16 protein-coding genes are annotated in these 16,631 nt (G+C 63.9%); 5 read left to right on the top strand and 11 right to left on the bottom strand.

Going from position 1 to position 16,631, the window contains the following annotated elements:
• The first annotated feature begins 73 nt into the window (after window positions 1-73).
• Window positions 74-856, top strand: a complete 783-nt coding sequence (locus JOF46_RS01010) for a response regulator transcription factor (protein ID WP_209911406.1) — start codon at window positions 74-76, stop codon at window positions 854-856.
• Here the strand turns inward: JOF46_RS01010 and JOF46_RS01005 are convergent.
• From JOF46_RS01005 to JOF46_RS00995, 3 genes are all read right to left on the bottom strand, one after another.
• Window positions 846-1,250, bottom strand: a complete 405-nt coding sequence (locus JOF46_RS01005) for an Hpt domain-containing protein (protein WP_209905619.1) — start codon at window positions 1,248-1,250, stop codon at window positions 846-848. The genes JOF46_RS01010 and JOF46_RS01005 overlap by 11 nt on opposite strands.
• 323 nt (window positions 1,251-1,573) lie before the next feature.
• Window positions 1,574-3,340 (bottom strand): sensor histidine kinase, encoded by a 1,767-nt coding sequence (locus tag JOF46_RS01000; RefSeq protein ID WP_209905618.1) that lies wholly within the window; start codon window positions 3,338-3,340, stop codon window positions 1,574-1,576.
• Window positions 3,341-3,443: 103 nt separating this feature from the next.
• Window positions 3,444-4,469, bottom strand: a complete 1,026-nt coding sequence (locus JOF46_RS00995; protein ID WP_209905617.1) for an isopenicillin N synthase family dioxygenase — start codon at window positions 4,467-4,469, stop codon at window positions 3,444-3,446.
• A 180-nt stretch (window positions 4,470-4,649) separates the two neighbouring features.
• On the opposite strand from JOF46_RS00995, the gene JOF46_RS00990 reads away from it, so the two are divergent.
• Entirely contained in the window at window positions 4,650-4,949 is a 300-nt protein-coding gene (locus tag JOF46_RS00990; RefSeq protein ID WP_071214717.1) for a type II toxin-antitoxin system VapB family antitoxin, read from the top strand.
• 8 nt (window positions 4,950-4,957) lie between these two features.
• Window positions 4,958-5,626 (top strand): LytR C-terminal domain-containing protein, encoded by a 669-nt coding sequence (locus JOF46_RS00985; RefSeq protein WP_209905616.1) that lies wholly within the window; start codon window positions 4,958-4,960, stop codon window positions 5,624-5,626.
• A 6-nt stretch (window positions 5,627-5,632) separates the two neighbouring features.
• Here JOF46_RS00985 and JOF46_RS00980 read toward each other — a convergent pair whose 3' ends face one another.
• Both JOF46_RS00980 and JOF46_RS00975 read right to left on the bottom strand, forming a co-directional pair.
• Complete coding sequence (locus tag JOF46_RS00980) at window positions 5,633-6,355, bottom strand: DsbA family oxidoreductase (protein WP_209905615.1); 723 nt, start codon at window positions 6,353-6,355, stop codon at window positions 5,633-5,635.
• Between the two features lie 292 nt (window positions 6,356-6,647).
• Window positions 6,648-8,069, bottom strand: coding sequence for an amino acid permease (locus JOF46_RS00975; RefSeq protein WP_209905614.1), 1,422 nt, complete (start codon window positions 8,067-8,069; stop codon window positions 6,648-6,650).
• 281 nt (window positions 8,070-8,350) lie between these two features.
• Between JOF46_RS00975 and JOF46_RS00970 the strand changes: the two genes are divergently transcribed.
• Window positions 8,351-9,019 carry a YoaK family protein gene (locus JOF46_RS00970; protein ID WP_209905613.1) on the top strand — a complete coding sequence of 223 codons (669 nt, stop codon included), beginning with the start codon at window positions 8,351-8,353 and terminating at the stop codon, window positions 9,017-9,019.
• On the opposite strand, the gene JOF46_RS00965 is transcribed toward JOF46_RS00970, so the two are convergent.
• The 6 genes from JOF46_RS00965 to JOF46_RS00940 all read right to left on the bottom strand — a co-directional run bounded on the left by JOF46_RS00965 (window position 9,016) and on the right by JOF46_RS00940 (window position 16,190).
• Window positions 9,016-10,227, bottom strand: a complete 1,212-nt coding sequence (locus JOF46_RS00965) for an MFS transporter (protein WP_209905612.1) — start codon at window positions 10,225-10,227, stop codon at window positions 9,016-9,018. The genes JOF46_RS00970 and JOF46_RS00965 overlap by 4 nt on opposite strands.
• 297 nt (window positions 10,228-10,524) lie before the next feature.
• On the bottom strand, window positions 10,525-12,159 hold the full coding sequence (aceB, locus tag JOF46_RS00960) for a malate synthase A (protein ID WP_209905611.1): 1,635 nt from the start codon (window positions 12,157-12,159) through the stop codon (window positions 10,525-10,527).
• 134 nt (window positions 12,160-12,293) lie between these two features.
• Window positions 12,294-13,595 (bottom strand): isocitrate lyase, encoded by a 1,302-nt coding sequence (gene aceA / locus JOF46_RS00955; protein WP_209905610.1) that lies wholly within the window; start codon window positions 13,593-13,595, stop codon window positions 12,294-12,296.
• Between the two features lie 387 nt (window positions 13,596-13,982).
• Window positions 13,983-14,645, bottom strand: coding sequence for a nucleoside/nucleotide kinase family protein (locus JOF46_RS00950; protein WP_245347957.1), 663 nt, complete (start codon window positions 14,643-14,645; stop codon window positions 13,983-13,985).
• Window positions 14,646-14,778: 133 nt separating this feature from the next.
• Complete coding sequence (locus JOF46_RS00945) at window positions 14,779-15,153, bottom strand: PH domain-containing protein (protein WP_209905608.1); 375 nt, start codon at window positions 15,151-15,153, stop codon at window positions 14,779-14,781.
• A gap of 47 nt (window positions 15,154-15,200) precedes the next feature.
• On the bottom strand, window positions 15,201-16,190 hold the full coding sequence (locus JOF46_RS00940) for an ArsR/SmtB family transcription factor (RefSeq protein ID WP_209905607.1): 990 nt from the start codon (window positions 16,188-16,190) through the stop codon (window positions 15,201-15,203).
• Between the two features lie 93 nt (window positions 16,191-16,283).
• On the opposite strand from JOF46_RS00940, the gene JOF46_RS00935 reads away from it, so the two are divergent.
• Window positions 16,284-16,520, top strand: coding sequence for a hypothetical protein (locus tag JOF46_RS00935; RefSeq protein WP_209905606.1), 237 nt, complete (start codon window positions 16,284-16,286; stop codon window positions 16,518-16,520).
• Window positions 16,521-16,631 lie beyond the last annotated feature (111 nt).

Below are 16,631 nucleotides of genomic sequence, written 5' to 3'. Positions count from 1 at the left end.
TCGTTAGACTAACGACCAGTGCATTGGCGAAAGTTGATGGCACCAACCGAACGTAGCTGAAGAGGTGAGTGTGTTGACCGAACGCCGTATCGCAGTGGTCGTGGAAGACGACGCCGACATCCGGGGGTTGCTGGAGGTTGTCCTGCAGCAATCCGGGTTTGACGTCCATTCCACGGACTCGGGGGTTGCCGGCGTGGAATTGGTTGAATCCCACCATCCCGATCTGGTCACCCTGGATATCGGTTTGCCGGACATCGACGGATTCGAAACCGCCCGACGGATCCGCAGCGTCTCCGACGCGCACATCCTGATGCTCACGGCACGGTCCGACGAAATCGACACGGTCCTGGGACTGGAATCAGGCGCCGACGAGTATGTCACCAAGCCGTTCCGCCCTCGAGAGCTGCGTGCCAGGGTCGATGCGATCATGCGCCGGCGCACGAGCCTCGGCGGCACGGCAAACGGCGCCACGCCCGGCGAGAGCCGACCTGCGGCCCTGGCCCAGGACGAGGCGGCCACCGACGAGGCCCACCTGCGCAGCCTCAACGGGTTGGTCGTGAATGTGGCCACCTACTCGGTCCATGTTGACGGGGAAGCGAAAGTCGTCACGCCGACGGAGTTCACGCTGCTCGAATCGCTCCTGGGGGCCAAGGGCCACATCCGTACCAAAACAGATTTGGTGAGGCGGTTGCGCAACGAGGATTCCGACGCAGGAACCTACGTCTCGGCGTCCGACGAGCGGTCCGTGGAGGTGCATGTGGGGAACCTGCGGCGCAAGCTGGGCGACTCGGCCCAGGAACCGCGCTGGATTGAAACCGTGCGCGGGGTTGGCTACCGCGCGGTGGCTAGACGTTAGCCGACCCGAGATATGCCCTTAGTGCGTGCTCGGCGAATCCGGGTGCGCCCAACACCGCAAGGATCGTGCCCCCGGCCCGCTCGATGCGGCCAATGAGTTCGCCCTGGACGTCCCGCTGATCGTCCCTAAAAGCGTCGTGGAGTAGAAAAGCCAGCCAGGCCAGGCCGTGGGCTCCGGCCATGGTTGCCGCGGACTTCAAGGAGAGCGCGGCATCCTGTCCCGCGCTTGCGTCATGCGTGGAATGCGCCTGGTTCAGCCGTGTGATTCGCATGGGCAGAAGCGACTTGAATTGGGCAATGAACTCGTCGACGGATTGCGGTCCCAGTTCCGAGCACAGTTTTCCCAGGGTCTGCGTGCACACCGCGTCGTCAGGGGAAATGGGCAGGAACCTCATGGTCCCATCATGCTGCGCAAAGCTCACGAACGGGCCCCAAAAACGCTCAAGACCACCTCAAGGAAGTCTCCAAGATTCTTGAGGATACTGTGCGGCAATATTGCCTGCGTTTGGACGAAAAATTGATGTTGACAAGGAATAGTGTTGATTGCTGAAGGATCGGGTGAATCCGCGCCGCCGGCAACGGGGAAAGTGATGAGTCCCCGAATACCAATTCAAGGTTCTTCACTCGCATCATGGGGGCGTGAGTGGACTCGACGAACCTGGCAAAGTGTGAGTTTCAGGTGCACCTTGAACTCACACTTTGTTTTTAAGCCGCCGTTTCAGTGGCGAGAGTCCGGGTGCATGGACGGAAAGCCCAGCGGGCGGACCGAGGACCCCGTGCCGGGGTCCGGGGACTTGCGCGGCATGGTGACGGTCATGGTCGTTCCCGCGCCCAGCTTGCTTTCGGCCGTGATCGTCCCGCCATGGGCATTGACCAGCTCTTGGCTTATTGCCAGTCCAAGGCCGACACCAGGAAGCCCGGAGCGCCTGGCTCTGTCGGTGCGGAAGAAGCGGGTAAAGAGGCCCTGGAGGTCCTCATCGGACATCCCGTGCCCGGTGTCGATGACCCGGAGCGAGATCTCCTTGCTGTTGCAGCTCATCTCCACCGTGACGGAGCCCCCCGCGTCGGTGTACTTGATGGCGTTGGACACGAGGTTGTCCACCACCTGCCCCAGGCGCAACGGATCGCCCAGCACTGCCTCGTGGCATAGGTTTCCCTCGAGCAACGCGATCCCCGCGGTATCGGCACGCGGGAACAGGGACTCGATCTGGGCGTGGATCACCGCTCCGAGGTCCATGGCGACGATATTGACCTGGTGGTGTCCGGCCGCCGCGGCGAGCAGGTCGTTGACCATGTGCAGCATCCGCTCGGAATTCCGTGAGATCACATCCACGGAATGCTTGTGGGCGTGGTCCAGACCGGCATCGTCCTGGAGCAGTTCGAGGTAGCCCAGGATCGAAGTCAGCGGGGTGCGAAGCTCGTGGCTCACGTTGGCCAGGAAGCGGTCGCGGGTCTTTGACGCCTCGATGAGCGGGGTGATGTTCTTGAACATGGTCACCGCACCGTCGTAGGCACCGTCTTCGCCAAAGAACGAGCGGGCCGAGGTGGACAGGTACATGGGGTTGGAGAGCGGGCCTATCGCAAATAGTTCGTCGGTGAACTCCTCTTGGCGGATCGCGCGGATGACCGGCCGGTCATGGGGATCCAGGAGCTCGCCAACCGGCTCGTAGTCGGAGGAGACCGCGCGTATCAGCAGCTGGGACTCGTTGGGGTTGGGGTTGCTCTCCGGGGTGGCATACCGGTGCTGGAAACGCTGGACGTCGTTCATGAACACGTCGTGGCCGTCGCGATCCACCACAACGACGCCGACGTTTGCGGCATTGAGCACGGCGTTCAGCAGGTGGGTCTGCCGCTTGCTGCTGGCCAGTGTCGCGCGCAGCTGCCGTTCGGCCAGTGTCGCGTTGTGTGCGGCGATGACCGTGGTGGTGGCCAGCGCAAGGATGGCCAGGGGGACGAGCAACGGCTTGGCCATGGTCTCCAGCGAGAAAGAAACGTGATGGTGCCACAACTGCAGCCAGGTCGCGGCCAGCGGCACGACGAACGAAAGCAACAGCGTCGTGCGCGGGATGACCCCGGACCAGGCAAACCAGAAGACCGGGAAGGCAATGAACAAGCTGACCCCGGTGAGCCAGGGATAGGCGCCGATCGCCATCAGGGTTGCCGCCACCAACCCGAGCGCGGGGATCGAAAGGTACGACTGCGGGCCGAGCCGCGTCCACGGGACGGTCCAGGCCAGCACGCTGTTGAGCAGCGTCAGCAGCACCCCTGCCACGAAATGCCCGTCCCCGTAGATTTCCCCGGGGGCCGTGATGGCCGCCAGGATGCAGGCGATGGCCACCGCCAGCAGCATGGGTGTTTGCGACCAGCCGGCCTTGCGGCGCAGCGGCAGGTCGGCAAACGGGACGCCCTTGGTGACAAGCCGGGAGATCAGCGACGGCAACCTGGCTCCCGTGTGGCGCTGCCGGCCCGTATTCGTGGCACTCATAGGTACAGCATAGGTTCCGTCGCGGTCTGCCCATGGACTTGTGACCGGGCCGAGCAGGATGCGGACGACCAAGTCACCCGCTACATGCCCGCATGCGGAAGGTCTACTTCACCAGGTTCGGGTAGTGCGCCTTGGCGGTCTGCGGGTGGGCGCGAAGCCAGCCCTTGAGGACGTTGGCGCCGTAGGAAGCCAGCATCGGGTTCTGCGGGTCGTCGGAAATGCCGCGGGCCTCGGCGGCAAGCTCGGCCGGCAGCGGCACGGTGTTGATGACCGAGTCCAGGCGCGGCGAGTAGAAGAAGGGGACCGAATAGCGGTCCACTCCCGCCGGTGGAGCGGTGACCCGGTGGATGGTGGCCATCAGGTAGCCGTTGGTGGCGACCTCGAGCATCTCGCCGATGTTGACCACCAGCGCGCCCTCGATCGGTTCGACCTCGATCCACTCGTCCTGGCCGTAGGGCTGGACCTGGAGCCCGCCAACCGCGTCCTGCAGCAGCAGGGTGATGAAACCGTAGTCGGCGTGGGCGCCGACGCCCTGGGTTCCGGCGCCCGGGACGACCCCGCCACCGACGTAATGCACCAGCTTGCCCATCCAGGCCGGGGTCTCGGCGAAGGGCTCATCGAAGTATTCCCGGGGCAGGCCCAGGCCGACGGCCAGTGCGGAGAGCAGCTCGGCACCGACGCGGTTCATCAGCGTTGCCCATTCCATGGCGGCGGTTTCCAGCTGCGGGAACCGGGCCGGCCACTGGTTGGGTCCCTGCAGGTTCAGGTAGGGCGCTTCGGCCGGTACGTCGGTGAGGACCTCGCGCTCGGGCCCGTAGTCGATTTGTTCACGCGAGTCGGCACGGCCGCGGGTGATTTCGGCCCCCAGCCGGGTGTAGCCGCGGAACTGTGCCGAGGTGCGGTTGTCCAGTTCCAGCTTCTGCTCGACGGGCAGGGCGAAGAACTCTGCCAGGGTCTTGAGCAAGTTCTGCGTCGTGCCTTCGCCGGCGCCGAAGCCGGTGATCTGGAAGAAGCCCACGCGGTGGGCGGCGTCGCGCAGGGCCGTAATGAAACCTTCATCAAAACTGCCATCGGCGCGACGTGCGGTAGACATGTCTAGGACCGGAACGGTGGTGAGAACTGTACTCATGCATCAAGAATGCACCCGGTCGGCTGGTTTGTGACAGTGAAGGTTACGTCCCGTTCCGTAGTGTGAATCCATGCGTCGGAACCCTTGACGCAGGCTGTGAAACCGCCTCCAAAATCCGCGACTCGCACAAAAATCCGTTGATCGGCCCAAATGTCGCTGGAAGTTTCCTAAGCTGGTCAAGTGATCTTCAAATCTGTCGGCGATTCGCGCCCGTACCCGGAACACGGCTACGTCACCCCGAAGGACTGGTCTTCCGTTGCGCCCATGCAGGTGCGCCTCGACGAGCTGGTGACCACCAAGAGCACCCTGGACCTGGCCGCGTTGCTGGCCGAGGACTCCACGTTCTTCGGGGACCTGTTCCCGCACGTCGTGCAGTGGAAGGGCACCCGCTACCTGGAAGACGGACTGCACCGGGCCGTCCGCACGGCCCTGCACCAACGTTCGATCCTGCACGCCCGCGTGCTGGTGCTGGAAGACTAGGGGAGACCTTGGCGCGCAATACCGATCCAAACGATTGGCACGGCCACCGAATCATCTCCGAAGACCAGTTGGCGAGCCCCGAGTTCACCACGGATGCCAGGATCAAGAAGCGGCGCACCATCCGCCACGGAATCATCCTCACGTTTATCCTGCTGGTCCTGATCGCGTCCCTGGTCCTGGCATACATGGTCAACACCCGTTCCCTGATCATCGATGCGCTTGAGCCCAAGCCGGTTGCCGAGGCCCCGGTTGCGGTGAACGAGGCCTGCCCCACCACGAAGTTCAACTATGTCGACCCGGCCAAGATGAAGGTCAACGTCATGAACGCCACGCAGGTTTCCGGCCTGGCCGGCGCCACGGCAACGAAGCTGAAGAAACGCGGATTCAAGGTCGGGGACGTGGGCAACGCGCGCCTGTCCAACGTCGAGGTGGTGGGCGCCGTGACCTCCGGGCCCGACGGTTACGCCCAGGCCATGACGGTTCAGCGGCACATCAAGGACCTGACCTACGTCTACGATCCCAAGCGCCCGGGGAAGACCGTGGACCTGGTCGTTGGCACCAAGTACAAGGACCTGGTCAAGGAAAAATCGGTCAACAAGAAGCCCGGGAAGCTTGGTTGCACCCCGCCGAAGCCGAAGGACGATGCAAAGCCGTCGACGGAGCAGAAAGACAAATAAGGGGGATTAGTTGCAGCCCTCGGGACCGCACACCTCACCGTCGGGTGAGGGGGTGCCGAGCATCTGCAGGGTCTCGCCTCCGATTTCCTTCCAGACCTGGTTCAGAGCCTGTTCGAAGACCTCCGCCGGCTGGGCGCCGGAAATCCCGTACTTGTCCTCCAAGACGAAGAAGGGCACGCCAGTGACGCCCAGCTCGCGGGCACGCACACCATCGGCCCGCACCGCGTCGGCGTACTTGTCCCCGGCGAGCACCTCGGCGGATTCCGCCGCGTCGAGGCCCACGGAATCGGCGATGGCCTGCAGCGCCGCGGTGCTGCCGGTGTCCACGCCCTTCTCGAAATGGGCCGAGAGCAGGGCTTCCTTCATCTCGTTGCCGAGATTGCGCTCCTTGGCCAAGGCCAGCAGGCGCAAGGCGGTGAAGGAGTTGGCCGGGCGCAATGCCTCGAAGTCGTAGTCCAGGCCCTCCCCGGCGGCCTGGGCGGTGACATGCTCAAGCATTCCGGCGACCTGCTCGGCGGGCATGCCCTTGGCCTTGACCAGGTAGTCCACTTCGCTGCCTTCGTAGTGGTCGGGCAGCGAGGGATCCAGTTGGAACGCATGCCATTTCACGTCGACCTTGTCCCCGAAGGGAAGGGCCGCAACGGCCGTCTCGAAGCGGCGCTTGCCGATGAAGCACCAGGGGCAGGCAATGTCGGAATAGATGTCAACGCTCAGGCGGGTTTCAGTCATACCTTGGGCAACAGCCGAGCCGGGGAGCGTATTCCCTGCAATGGTCGGGCCACAGAGGGGTCTTCGTCACCACTCCCGATCGGCGCGGGATGCCACTGGCCCGGCCGGAAGTAAGGAAGGTTTCGGAATCCCGGGCGCGGGAGATTGGCGGATTGGCTGCCCGCCCTGCTGGAAATGCAGGTGCGCGCATCGAATTCCCCTGGTGGAATGCTGCACCAAAATGCAAAAGGACCCCCGGACCACTTATTGGGCGTCCGGGGGTCCAGCTAATGAAACTGCGGGATCCTGTCCGCTATTGCGCGTCGACCGATACGTATTCGCGCCCGGTTTCGTCGACCAGCTCGGCACGTTCATGGCCCTTGCCGCGGACCCACACCTTGTATGCGACGAAGAGGAACGCTATCCACACGGTGCCCACAACCAGGGCCACGCGGGTGGTGGGCATGATGCCCAGCAGCACGATCACAAAGCCCATGAAGCCCAGCGCCACGTAGGAGGCGGCCGGCCACCAGGGGGAGGGGAACTCCGAGGCGGGCAACCCCTCGCGCTTGATGGCCCGCTTCATGGCGATGTGCGAGAGCAGGATCATGACCCACACCCAGACGGTCGCGAAGGTCGCGATCGAGGCGATGATCAGGAACAGCGACTCGGGCAGCAACATGTTGAGCACCACGCCGGCCAGCAGCACGATGCCCATGGTCAACACGGTCATCCATGGCACCCCGTTGCGGGAGATCTTGGCGAAGGATGCCGGGGCGTGGCCCTGCTGGGCCAGGCCGAACATCATGCGTCCGGCCCCGAAGATGTCCGAGTTGATGGCCGAGATCGCGGCAGTGATCACGACGGCGTTGAGGATATGTGCCGCTGCGGGAATGCCCAGGGAATCGAAGATCTGCACGAACGGGCTGCCCTCCGAGCCGACCTGGTTCCACGGGTAGATCATCATCAGCACGCCCAAGGTGCAGACGTAGAACAACAAGATGCGAACCGGGACGGTGTTGATCGCAGCGGGGACGACCTTCTTGGGGTTCTCGGCTTCGCCGGCGGTGATGCCGATGGTCTCGATGCCGCCAAAGGCAAACATCACGATCGAGAAGGAAGCCAACAGTCCCCAGAAGCCGTTGGGGAAGAACCCTCCGGCGGCCAGCATCGTCCCGATGCCGGGGTTCGCTTCGGCCGGCAGCCCGAAGCCGAAGAGCACGATCAGCACCCCGCCGATGATCATCGCGATGATGGCGGAGACCTTGATCAGCGAGAGCCAGAACTCGGTCTCGCCAAAGACCTTGACCTTCATCATGTTCAGTGCGGCTATGAAGAAGACCACGGCCAGGATCCAGATCCAGCGCGGCACATCCGGGAACCAGAAGCCCATGTAGATGCCAAACGCGGTGACGTCTGCGATTGCCACGATTGCCATCTCGAAGGCAAAGGTCCAGCCGGTGATGAACCCCGCGAACGGGCCCAGGTACCTGGAAGCGTATTGGCCGAAGGACCCGGAGACCGGGTGCCGCACCGCCATCTCGCCCAATGCCCGCATCACCATGAAGACGGCGGCGCCGCCGATCATGTAGGCCAGCAGGACCGCCGGGCCGGCGGCCTGGATGGCGGATGCGGAACCGTAGAACAGTCCGGTGCCGATGGCCGAGCCAAGGGCCATGAATCGGACGTGGCGGACATTCAGACCGCGGGCAAGCGCCTGGGAAAATTGGGGCACGGAAATAAACCTTTGGTTGGAAGGGGCTTACTTCAATGGTAAGTGGGCAACCCGAATCGGTTGTGGTTCGGTGGCGTGGATCACCTTGACGCCCGCACTTCCAGTTGGCCGGGCGAAAACCTGGAAACCCGGACTGCGTGCGTCGATGCGGCCGGGTTTGGGGGCTTCAATAGACTGGGTGGGAGCCGGAAGCGATCTTGAGCGCGCACCGGACCCATGATTTTGCGGGTGCCCCGCCCGGAGCGTTGCTTTGCGCCGGGGCACGGATGAGGAGAAAACACGTGGCGCGGTCTTTGGGATGGCGGGGAATCGCCTTTGCCAGTGGACTAACCGCAATTGCCGGATTCGTGGATGGTGTGGCGTTCATCCACTTTGGCGGATACTTTGTCTCGTTCATGAGCGGGAACTCGACGCGTTCCAGCGCGGGACTTGCAGAAGGAAACTACTTCGAGTGGGCCTTGGCCATCGGGCTGGTGGTCAGCTTCGTGCTGGGCGTGGCCGCGGCGACCCTGGCCAGCCAGGTGCCGTCGGTGCACCGGCGCGGAGCGGTGCTCTCGGTGTCCTCGGTCTTCCTGGTGGCTGCGGCCTTGACCACGCTCGGGTCGCTCCATGCCGTGTGGACAGGGGCCTTGATGGCCATGTCCATGGGCGCCATCAACGCGACCTATACGCGCCGCGGCGAAGTCAGCGTGGGGCTGACGTACATGACCGGGGCCCTGGTGAAGATGGGCCAGCACCTGGCGGCGGCACTGGTCGGCGGACCCAAGTGGGCTTGGCTGCCGTACGGCGCACTCTGGGCCATGATCACGATGGGGTCCTTCGTCGGGGCATTCCTCTACCTGCAGGTGGGATTGTTGATCCTGTGGGCAGCCGCGTTGGCACTGGTCCTGTGGACCGTCGTTGCCTTCTTGCGGGACAGCCCCGGGCGGATCTTCGGAACCCTCGGCTAAGCGGTCCTGGGCCGGGTGCCGCCCGCATGGCGGCCGTGGACCTGGAAATACAGGGCGATGCCAAGGGCAGACAGCACCGCGAGGATCCCGAACATGCCCGTGTAGCCCACATGGGGGATGAGCAATCCCAATGCCACCGGCCCGAAGCCGATCCCGACATCAAGCATCAGGAAGAACGTCGAGGTCGCTACGCCAAGTTCCGCCGGGGGCACCGCATTCACGGCAATGGCCTGGGCACAGGGCATCAGTGCCCCGAAACCGAATCCGGTCAGCGCCGCGGCCGAGGCAACTGTCAGGTTGCTCGGAGTGAACGCCAGCGCCGCCATGCCCAGGGCAAAGACGACCAGCAGCGGATACATGATGGCGTTGTCGCCCCGCCTGTCCTGGATGCGTCCGGCAAAAAGCCGGGAAACCAGCACCGTGACGGCATAGACCAGGAAAAACCAGCTGGCGGCCTCGGCCATGGAACTGGAAATCAGGAAGGGAGCCAGGAAGGAGATGATCCCCGAGTAGGCGATGCCGCAGACCAACAGCACCAGGGAGATGGGCAGTGCGGCGGGGCTGATGATGGAACGGATGAAGCTGCCGCGCCGCGGGGCGCCCCCGGGCCTGTCGTGCAGCCGAGGCGGCTCGGGCATGTGCATCATCAACGCGAAGGCCAGTGCGGCCGCCGATGAAACCGTGCAGAACACGAACACGGAGGTGTAGTTGCCGTTTGCGGCCAGCACCACCGCCAAGAAGGGGCCCGCCGCGGTGGACAAGGTGGTGGAAAGGCCGAAGTACCCGGTTCCTTCGCTGCGCCGTGCCGGGGGAATGATGGCCTGGACCGCGGTGGCGATCGCGGTGTTGCCCGATCCGAAGGCCATGCCATGGACAAACCGGACGATGAGCAGCAGCCACATGGTGTCGCTGAAGATGTAGAGCACCGAGGCCAACACGAACACGCACAGCGAGATGACCATCAGCCGCTTGCGTCCCAGGACCACCAGCAGCTTGCCGGCAAAGAAACGCGCGGTGACCGAACCGATGATGAAGGCGCTCGAGGCCAATCCGGCGGCGCTGTCCGAAGCATTGAACCTGTCCACGGCGTAGATCGCCATCGAGGTCATCAAGAGGTAGAAGACCATGGAAATGAACAGGTTGGCGGTGGCGGCGAGCAGGAAATCCCGGGTGAAGAGTTTCGTGGGGGGATCGTGTGGCTGGCTCACCGGGCTCCTTCTTGGGTTTTTCCTGCTTTCGGTCCCGAATCGGGGCCACCTGCAATTATCGGCCCCGTGCCCTGCGGGTTTGGGCATTTGATGACGCGGAGGGTGGTGTCATTGCCGACACTAGCGTGAGGGATCCATTGATTTGGCGGAAAGCCTGGTTAAAAGAACGATCGTCCCCGCCATAGGCAGCTCTGCCGGTGGGGACGATCGACGTCTATTCAGTTGTTGCTTGGTGGCGGGGACCAGGGGGTGTTCGCGTCGTTGCGCTTGCCCCCTGCCCCCGCCGCCACAGCGGATCTAGGCTGCCGGTTCGAGTGCCTTGGCCTCGCGCAGGTAGCGGTTGTAGGCCTGGACGGTGAGGAAGGTCGGGAAGTCCTCACGCAAGGCGCATGCCTCGAAGATCTCGCGGGCGTCGTCGAAACGGTCGCCCTCGAAGCGGGAAAGCTTCTCGAATTCCTCTTCGGTCAGCGCCTCGACCCAGTGACGGGAAATCAGTTCTCCCTCGTCGGTGATGGCTGCCTGCTGGATCCACTGCCAGATCTGCGAACGCGAGATCTCGGCGGTGGCGGCATCCTCCATGAGGTTGTGGATGGCGACGGCGCCGTTGCCGCGCAGCCAGGCCTCCATGTAGCGGATGCCCACCTCGATGTTGTTGCGGATGCCGGCTTCGGTGATCTTGCCCTCGGTGCCGGCGATGTTCAGCAGTTCCTTGTCGTCCGGGGTGACATCGTCGCGGGTGTTCTCGCGCTGGTTCGGGTTATCGCCCAGGACCGAGTCGAAGACCTCGCGGGCCACCGGAACCAGGTCCGGGTGTGCAACCCAGGAGCCGTCGAAGCCGTCGTTGGCTTCGCGGGTCTTGTCGGCACGGACCTTCTCGAAGGCCACGGTGTTGATTGCCTCGTCCTTGCGGTTGGGGATGAAGGCAGCCATGCCGCCGATGGCCATGGCACCGCGACGGTGGCAGGCACGAACCAGCTGCTCGGTGTAGGAGCGCATGAACGGCGCGGTCATGGTGACCATGCCGCGGTCCGGGAGCACGAAGCGCGGGCCGCGGGAACGGAAGTTCTTGATGATCGAGAAGATGTAGTCCCAGCGGCCGGCGTTCAGCCCTGCTGCGTGGTCGCGCAGCTCGTAGAGGATCTCTTCCATCTCAAAGGCCGCGGTGATGGTCTCGATAAGGACCGTGGCACGGATGGTGCCCTGCGGGATGCCCACCAGGTCCTGGGCCATCACGAAGACGTCGTTCCAGAGGCGTGCCTCCAGGTGGTTCTCGATCTTCGGCAGGTAGAAGTAGGGGCCGCGGCCCTGGGAGATCAGGCGCTGGGCGTTGTGGAAGAAGTACAGGCCGAAGTCGACCAACGCGCCGGAGACCGGCTTGCCGCCAACCAGCAGGTTCTTTTCCGGCAGGTGCCAGCCACGCGGGCGAACCACGATGGTGGGCATGTCGGTGAGCTTTTCGCCCTGCAGCTTGTATTCCTTGCCCTCGGGCGAGGTGAAGTCGATGTTGCGGTCCAGCACGGAGCGCAGGTTCAGCTGTCCGTTGATGACGTTGGACCAGCTGGGGGTCGAGGAGTCCTCGAGGTCTGCCAGCCAGACCTTCGCGCCGGAGTTCAGTGCGTTGATTGTCATCTTGCGGTCGGTCGGGCCGGTGATCTCCACGCGGCGGTCCTCCAGGCCGGGAGCGATGGGGGCGACCTGCCAGGAGGCGTCGTCACGGATGTGCTTGGTCTCGGGACGGAACTTCGGATCCGCGCCGTTGGCGATCCGCGCACGGTTGAGTTGGCGGGTCTGCATCAGTTCTGCGCGGCGTCCGTCGAATGCCTTGTGGAGCTGGGCCAAGAAGTCCAACGCCTGGGGGGTGAGGATCTGTTCCTGCCGGCGGACGGGGGCAGCGACCAAAGTAATACCGTTCAGGGTGATTGGATCGTTCATGGCTGTGACTCCTTCTTGAATCAAGATTTTGGGTGGCGGTGTGCCTGGGAAAATCGGGTAAATACGTGTGGCCCGGTGGGCCGGCTGTCTCCAGCCGGCCCACCGGAACCGCGGCGGCAACCGCCGAGGTTTGTTTAGTGGAACTGTCCGGCTTCGGTGGATCCGGCCAGGGCCAGGGTCGAGGCGTTCGGGTTCAACACGGTGGCGATGTCGTCGAAGTAGCCGGTGCCGACTTCGCGCTGGTGCTTGGTTGCGGTGTAGCCGCGTGCCTCCGAAGCGAATTCCGCTTCCTGGAGCTCGACGTAGGCGCTCATGCCTTCACGGGCGTAGCCGTGGGCCAGGTCGAACATCGAGTGGTTCAGGGAGTGGAAGCCTGCGAGGGTGATGAACTGGAAGGTGAAGCCCATGGCGCCGAGTTCGCGCTGGAACTTGGCGATGGTTGCATCGTCCAGGTGCTTCTTCCAGTTGAAGGAAGGGGAGCAGTTGTAGGAGAGCATCTGGTCCGGGAAGTCTGCCTTGACTGCCTCGGCGAACTTGCGGGCAAGTTCCAGGTCCGGGGTGCCGGTCTCCATCCAGATGAGGTCCGAGTACGGTGCGTAGGCCTTGGCACGGGCGATGCACGGCTCGATGCCGTTGCGGACCTTGTAGAAGCCTTCCGCGGTGCGCTCGCCGGTGACGAATTCCTTGTCGCGGTCATCGACGTCGGAGGTGATCAGGGTTGCTGCCTCGGCGTCGGTGCGTGCGATGACGACCGACGGGGTGCCGGCGACGTCTGCTGCCAGGCGGGCTGCGTTCAGGGTGCGAACGTGCTGCTGGGTCGGGATCAGGACCTTGCCGCCGAGGTGGCCGCACTTCTTCTCCGAAGCGAGCTGGTCTTCCCAGTGAACGCCCGAGGCGCCGGAGGAGATCATCGACTTCATCAGTTCGTAGGCGTTCAGCGGGCCGCCGAAGCCTGCCTCTGCGTCGGCAACGATCGGGACGATCCAGTCCTCAACCGACTTGATGCCTTCGGCGTGCTCGATCTGGTCGGCACGGAGCAGCGCGTTGTTGATGCGGCGCACGACCTGCGGAACCGAGTTGGCCGGGTAGAGGGACTGGTCCGGGTAGGTGTGGCCCGAGAGGTTGGCGTCTGCTGCGACCTGCCAACCCGAGAGGTAGATGGCGCGGAGGCCGGCCTTGACCTGCTGCACTGCCTGGTTGCCGGTCAGGGCGCCCAGTGCGTTGGTGTAGCCGCCGGTCGGGGCTTCCTCGGTGAGCTGCTTCCAGAGCTTCTCCGAGCCGCGGCGAGCCAGCGTGTGCTCTTCCTGGACGGAACCCTGGAGCTTCACAACTTCAGCTGCCGAGTAATCACGAGTAACGCCGTTCCAGCGTGGGTTGGTTGCCCAATCCTGTTCGATTGCTGCGATACGGTTCTCGGTCGAGTTCTGCTCGGTCATTGCCTTCTCCTTGCTGGTTGCCGGTGCCGGTTGGGGACCATCTTCGTTGATGTTCCCGATAGGTTGTTCCGGCGTTCTTTCTGCGTAAGAACTACATTTCCGCACTTTGCCAGAGTCGGCTAGAGGGTTTTGATGGAAAGATTTGCATTTCTTCGCGAAATCTAAAAATGCGGCCGCTCGACCACCGAACCGGGCAAGAAAGCCGGAAATGGGTCGAGGTCCGCAGGAAACCGCCGAAGAAGCCCGGGTCTTTTTAGAAGCTAAAAAGCAGGTGTCTCATCGCGACCCACGTCAACTCACATTCCTTGTGGTCAGAGCCGGGTATCGCCCGGCAAGGAGGGGAGATGTTCCGCTGGGCCCGGAACAGGCGTTGCTGCGGCGGAGGCCTCAGCTGAGGGAGCACGCGGCCCGCAGGGCGTCGGCGGCCACTTGCTGGGGCGTGCCGGATCCGTCAACGACGTGCCAGCCCCGGGCCATCGCAATCTCAAGGTAGGCCTCGCGCGACGAGCTCAAATAGGCAAGGGTCTCGCTGTCTTCCCCGCGCAGCAGGATCCGGGAGTATGCGACATCGGCCGGGACATCGATCAGGATGATCGCCTCCGGGCGCGGAAGCCGGGCCAGCAGCCACGGCAAGAGGACGCCTTGGGGTAGGCCCCGGATGGAACGCAAGACCAGCTGGCAGGCCACGTGGCGGTCCATCACGGTGGTTCCGGGAAACGCGACGGCCCGGGTATGGGCGAGCAGGACATTGACGCACCGGACGACCGATTCAAGCCGATTGGCCCAAACCGGCGTCAACGCCGTCCCGAACCTGGCGGCCACCTTGGTCATCCAGCGGCGCCCGGCCGGGTTTCGCAACAACTGGGCACGGGCCCCGGAATCCCGGAGCGAAGCCACGAGGGCTGTTGCCGTGGTGGTCTTGCCGGCCCCGTCGATCCCCAGCAGCACGACGGTCCGGCGGCGCGACGAATCACCGGAAAGAGCGCCTGCGTCCCGAGGCTCCGGTCGGTCGGCAAGTGCAAGGCTCGTGGCTGTGCGGATTGAAGGCAAGGGGCTCCGTTGGTTGGTTCGGTGGGTGCTCTCCTTTTGGTCCAACGAACAACGCAACCGATTCGATGCCAGCATCGGCCTGTGTATTTCCGGTTAATCGCACGGCCCGGGTCGGCAAAGGCAGCGGATTCCGCTACAGGACGTGGGAAGCGATGAGCTGCGAGAGGGCGCGCACGTCGACCTTGCCCTTGAACTCGAGGCGGACCTTGCCCAAGCCACTGAACCACAAATCCAGTTCGGCATCGAGGTCGAAGGTTCCGGCGGTTTCCACGGAGAAGGCCTGGATCTTGGAATACGGCAACGACGTATAGTCGCGCTTCTTGCCGGTGATCCCCTGGATGTTCACCGCAATGAGCCGCTTGTTGCTGAAGACCACGTAGTCCCGCACACCCTTGAAGGCGGCGAGCAGGTCCTCGCCCTGTACGAAGAGCGGGGTGACTTCCCCTGCCACGTCATTCGGGTTGCACGGACTGAGCTTGAAGACGGAGGCATTGTTGAAATCGATCATGCCCCGAGACTACCCAGTCGGGCAGACAGTCCGTGGACGGCGCCCGGCTACGCCCGGGCGAGCAGGTCCTCGCCCAGGCCCGCTCGTCGGTAGAAAACCTCGCGGCCGGCACGGATGGTGTCGGTGAGCCCCGAGGCTTCGAGCACCTTCAGGTGCCCGTTGACCGTTCCCGCTGCCAGGTCCAGGGCGCAGGCCAACTGGGTGGTCGTCATCGGGAGGTCGAGCTGGGCCAGGATCGTTGCACGCGTGTGGCCGAGCAGCTTGGCCACGGGGGAGTCCTTCACCTGGCGGGTGTTCTCCCAGAGCCGGCCGACCCCGCGCGGGGCGTAGGTGAGTGTGGGGACGAATGGTTCGACATCCAGGACCAGGGTGCGCGGCCAGACGAATGCGCTGGGGACCAGGATCAGCCCGTTGCCGGGCGCGGCATGGTGCGAGCCGTCGCAGTTCGCGGTGATCTCCAGTCCGTCGCGGGTGCGCCGGACGCTGGGGTGCAGGGTGTCGAAGACCTGGTGGATTCCGTGTTCCGCCAGCAGCGCCAGCCTGTAGTCCAGGTCCGCCAGCAGCATGGCGCGCAGTCGGGGCCAGAAGGGTTCAAGAGCAGTCTCCCAGTACCAGCGCAGGGCCGCGAGAAGTCGAGGGATTCCGCCATCAGGGTCGTCGCAGAACGCACGGATCGTCTCCAGCCTGGTTTCTTCCCGCTCGACCGCTATCAAGTAACTGAGATCACGGACCCAAAACTCCGGCGGCACGGCGGCGACAGCCGTGAGGCCTGCCTCGAAGGTGTCCTGTCGCAGCGGTGTGGGTGTCAAGGAATCGGCGATGAACCCGGTGGGACGGATCAAGGTGGTGAGTAGCTTCAGGTGGTCTTGTTTCGCGGTGTCCCTCGAAGCCAGGATGCGCGAGGTCGCCTCCGTGATCCAGGGCCGGTGCAACCGGGTTCCGAGCTGCAGGGCGCGCATGCTGGTGACGGTTTCCCACAGGGGCGAGACGGTGAAACGCACCCGGGTCAGGTCCTCGGCCGACAGTCTGATCTGCATGACACCGAGTCTAGGCTTGCGGCTGCGTCGAGGTAAGGATTCGGAAATAGCCGAATGGTGGTCAGGTGAGGCCTGTCGTTTCAGGCTTGATGCATGACTACTTCAACAGATGCCTTCAATGTCCAATCAGCCTTCGACAATCGTGCAGGTGCCCGCCATCTGGCCAGAAAACGCACCGCTCGGACGACTGCGGCGGCCCATGCGGCGCCGCGCCGTCGACTGATCTTCGGCCCGCTATTGGTGTTCTCGCCACGTCAGGAGGAAATGCTGCGGGAAAACCGCGAACGAGCCTGGCTTGAGCTCCACTCGGTGGTGGCGGGGAGGTTCTGACCATCGACACCGGTGGCATTGGTCAGTCGATGCCACCAAGCCCAAGCTTGTTCAGTGTGAGGCCCGTCATATTACTTTTGTTTGTTGACTAGGTCACATGTGAGACATATC

This window comes from Paeniglutamicibacter psychrophenolicus, from assembly GCF_017876575.1.
Classification (GTDB): Bacteria; Actinomycetota; Actinomycetes; order Actinomycetales; family Micrococcaceae; genus Paeniglutamicibacter; species Paeniglutamicibacter psychrophenolicus.
Note: the sequence above shows the minus strand (reverse complement) of the source record. Positions and strands in the feature narration are given on the sequence as shown.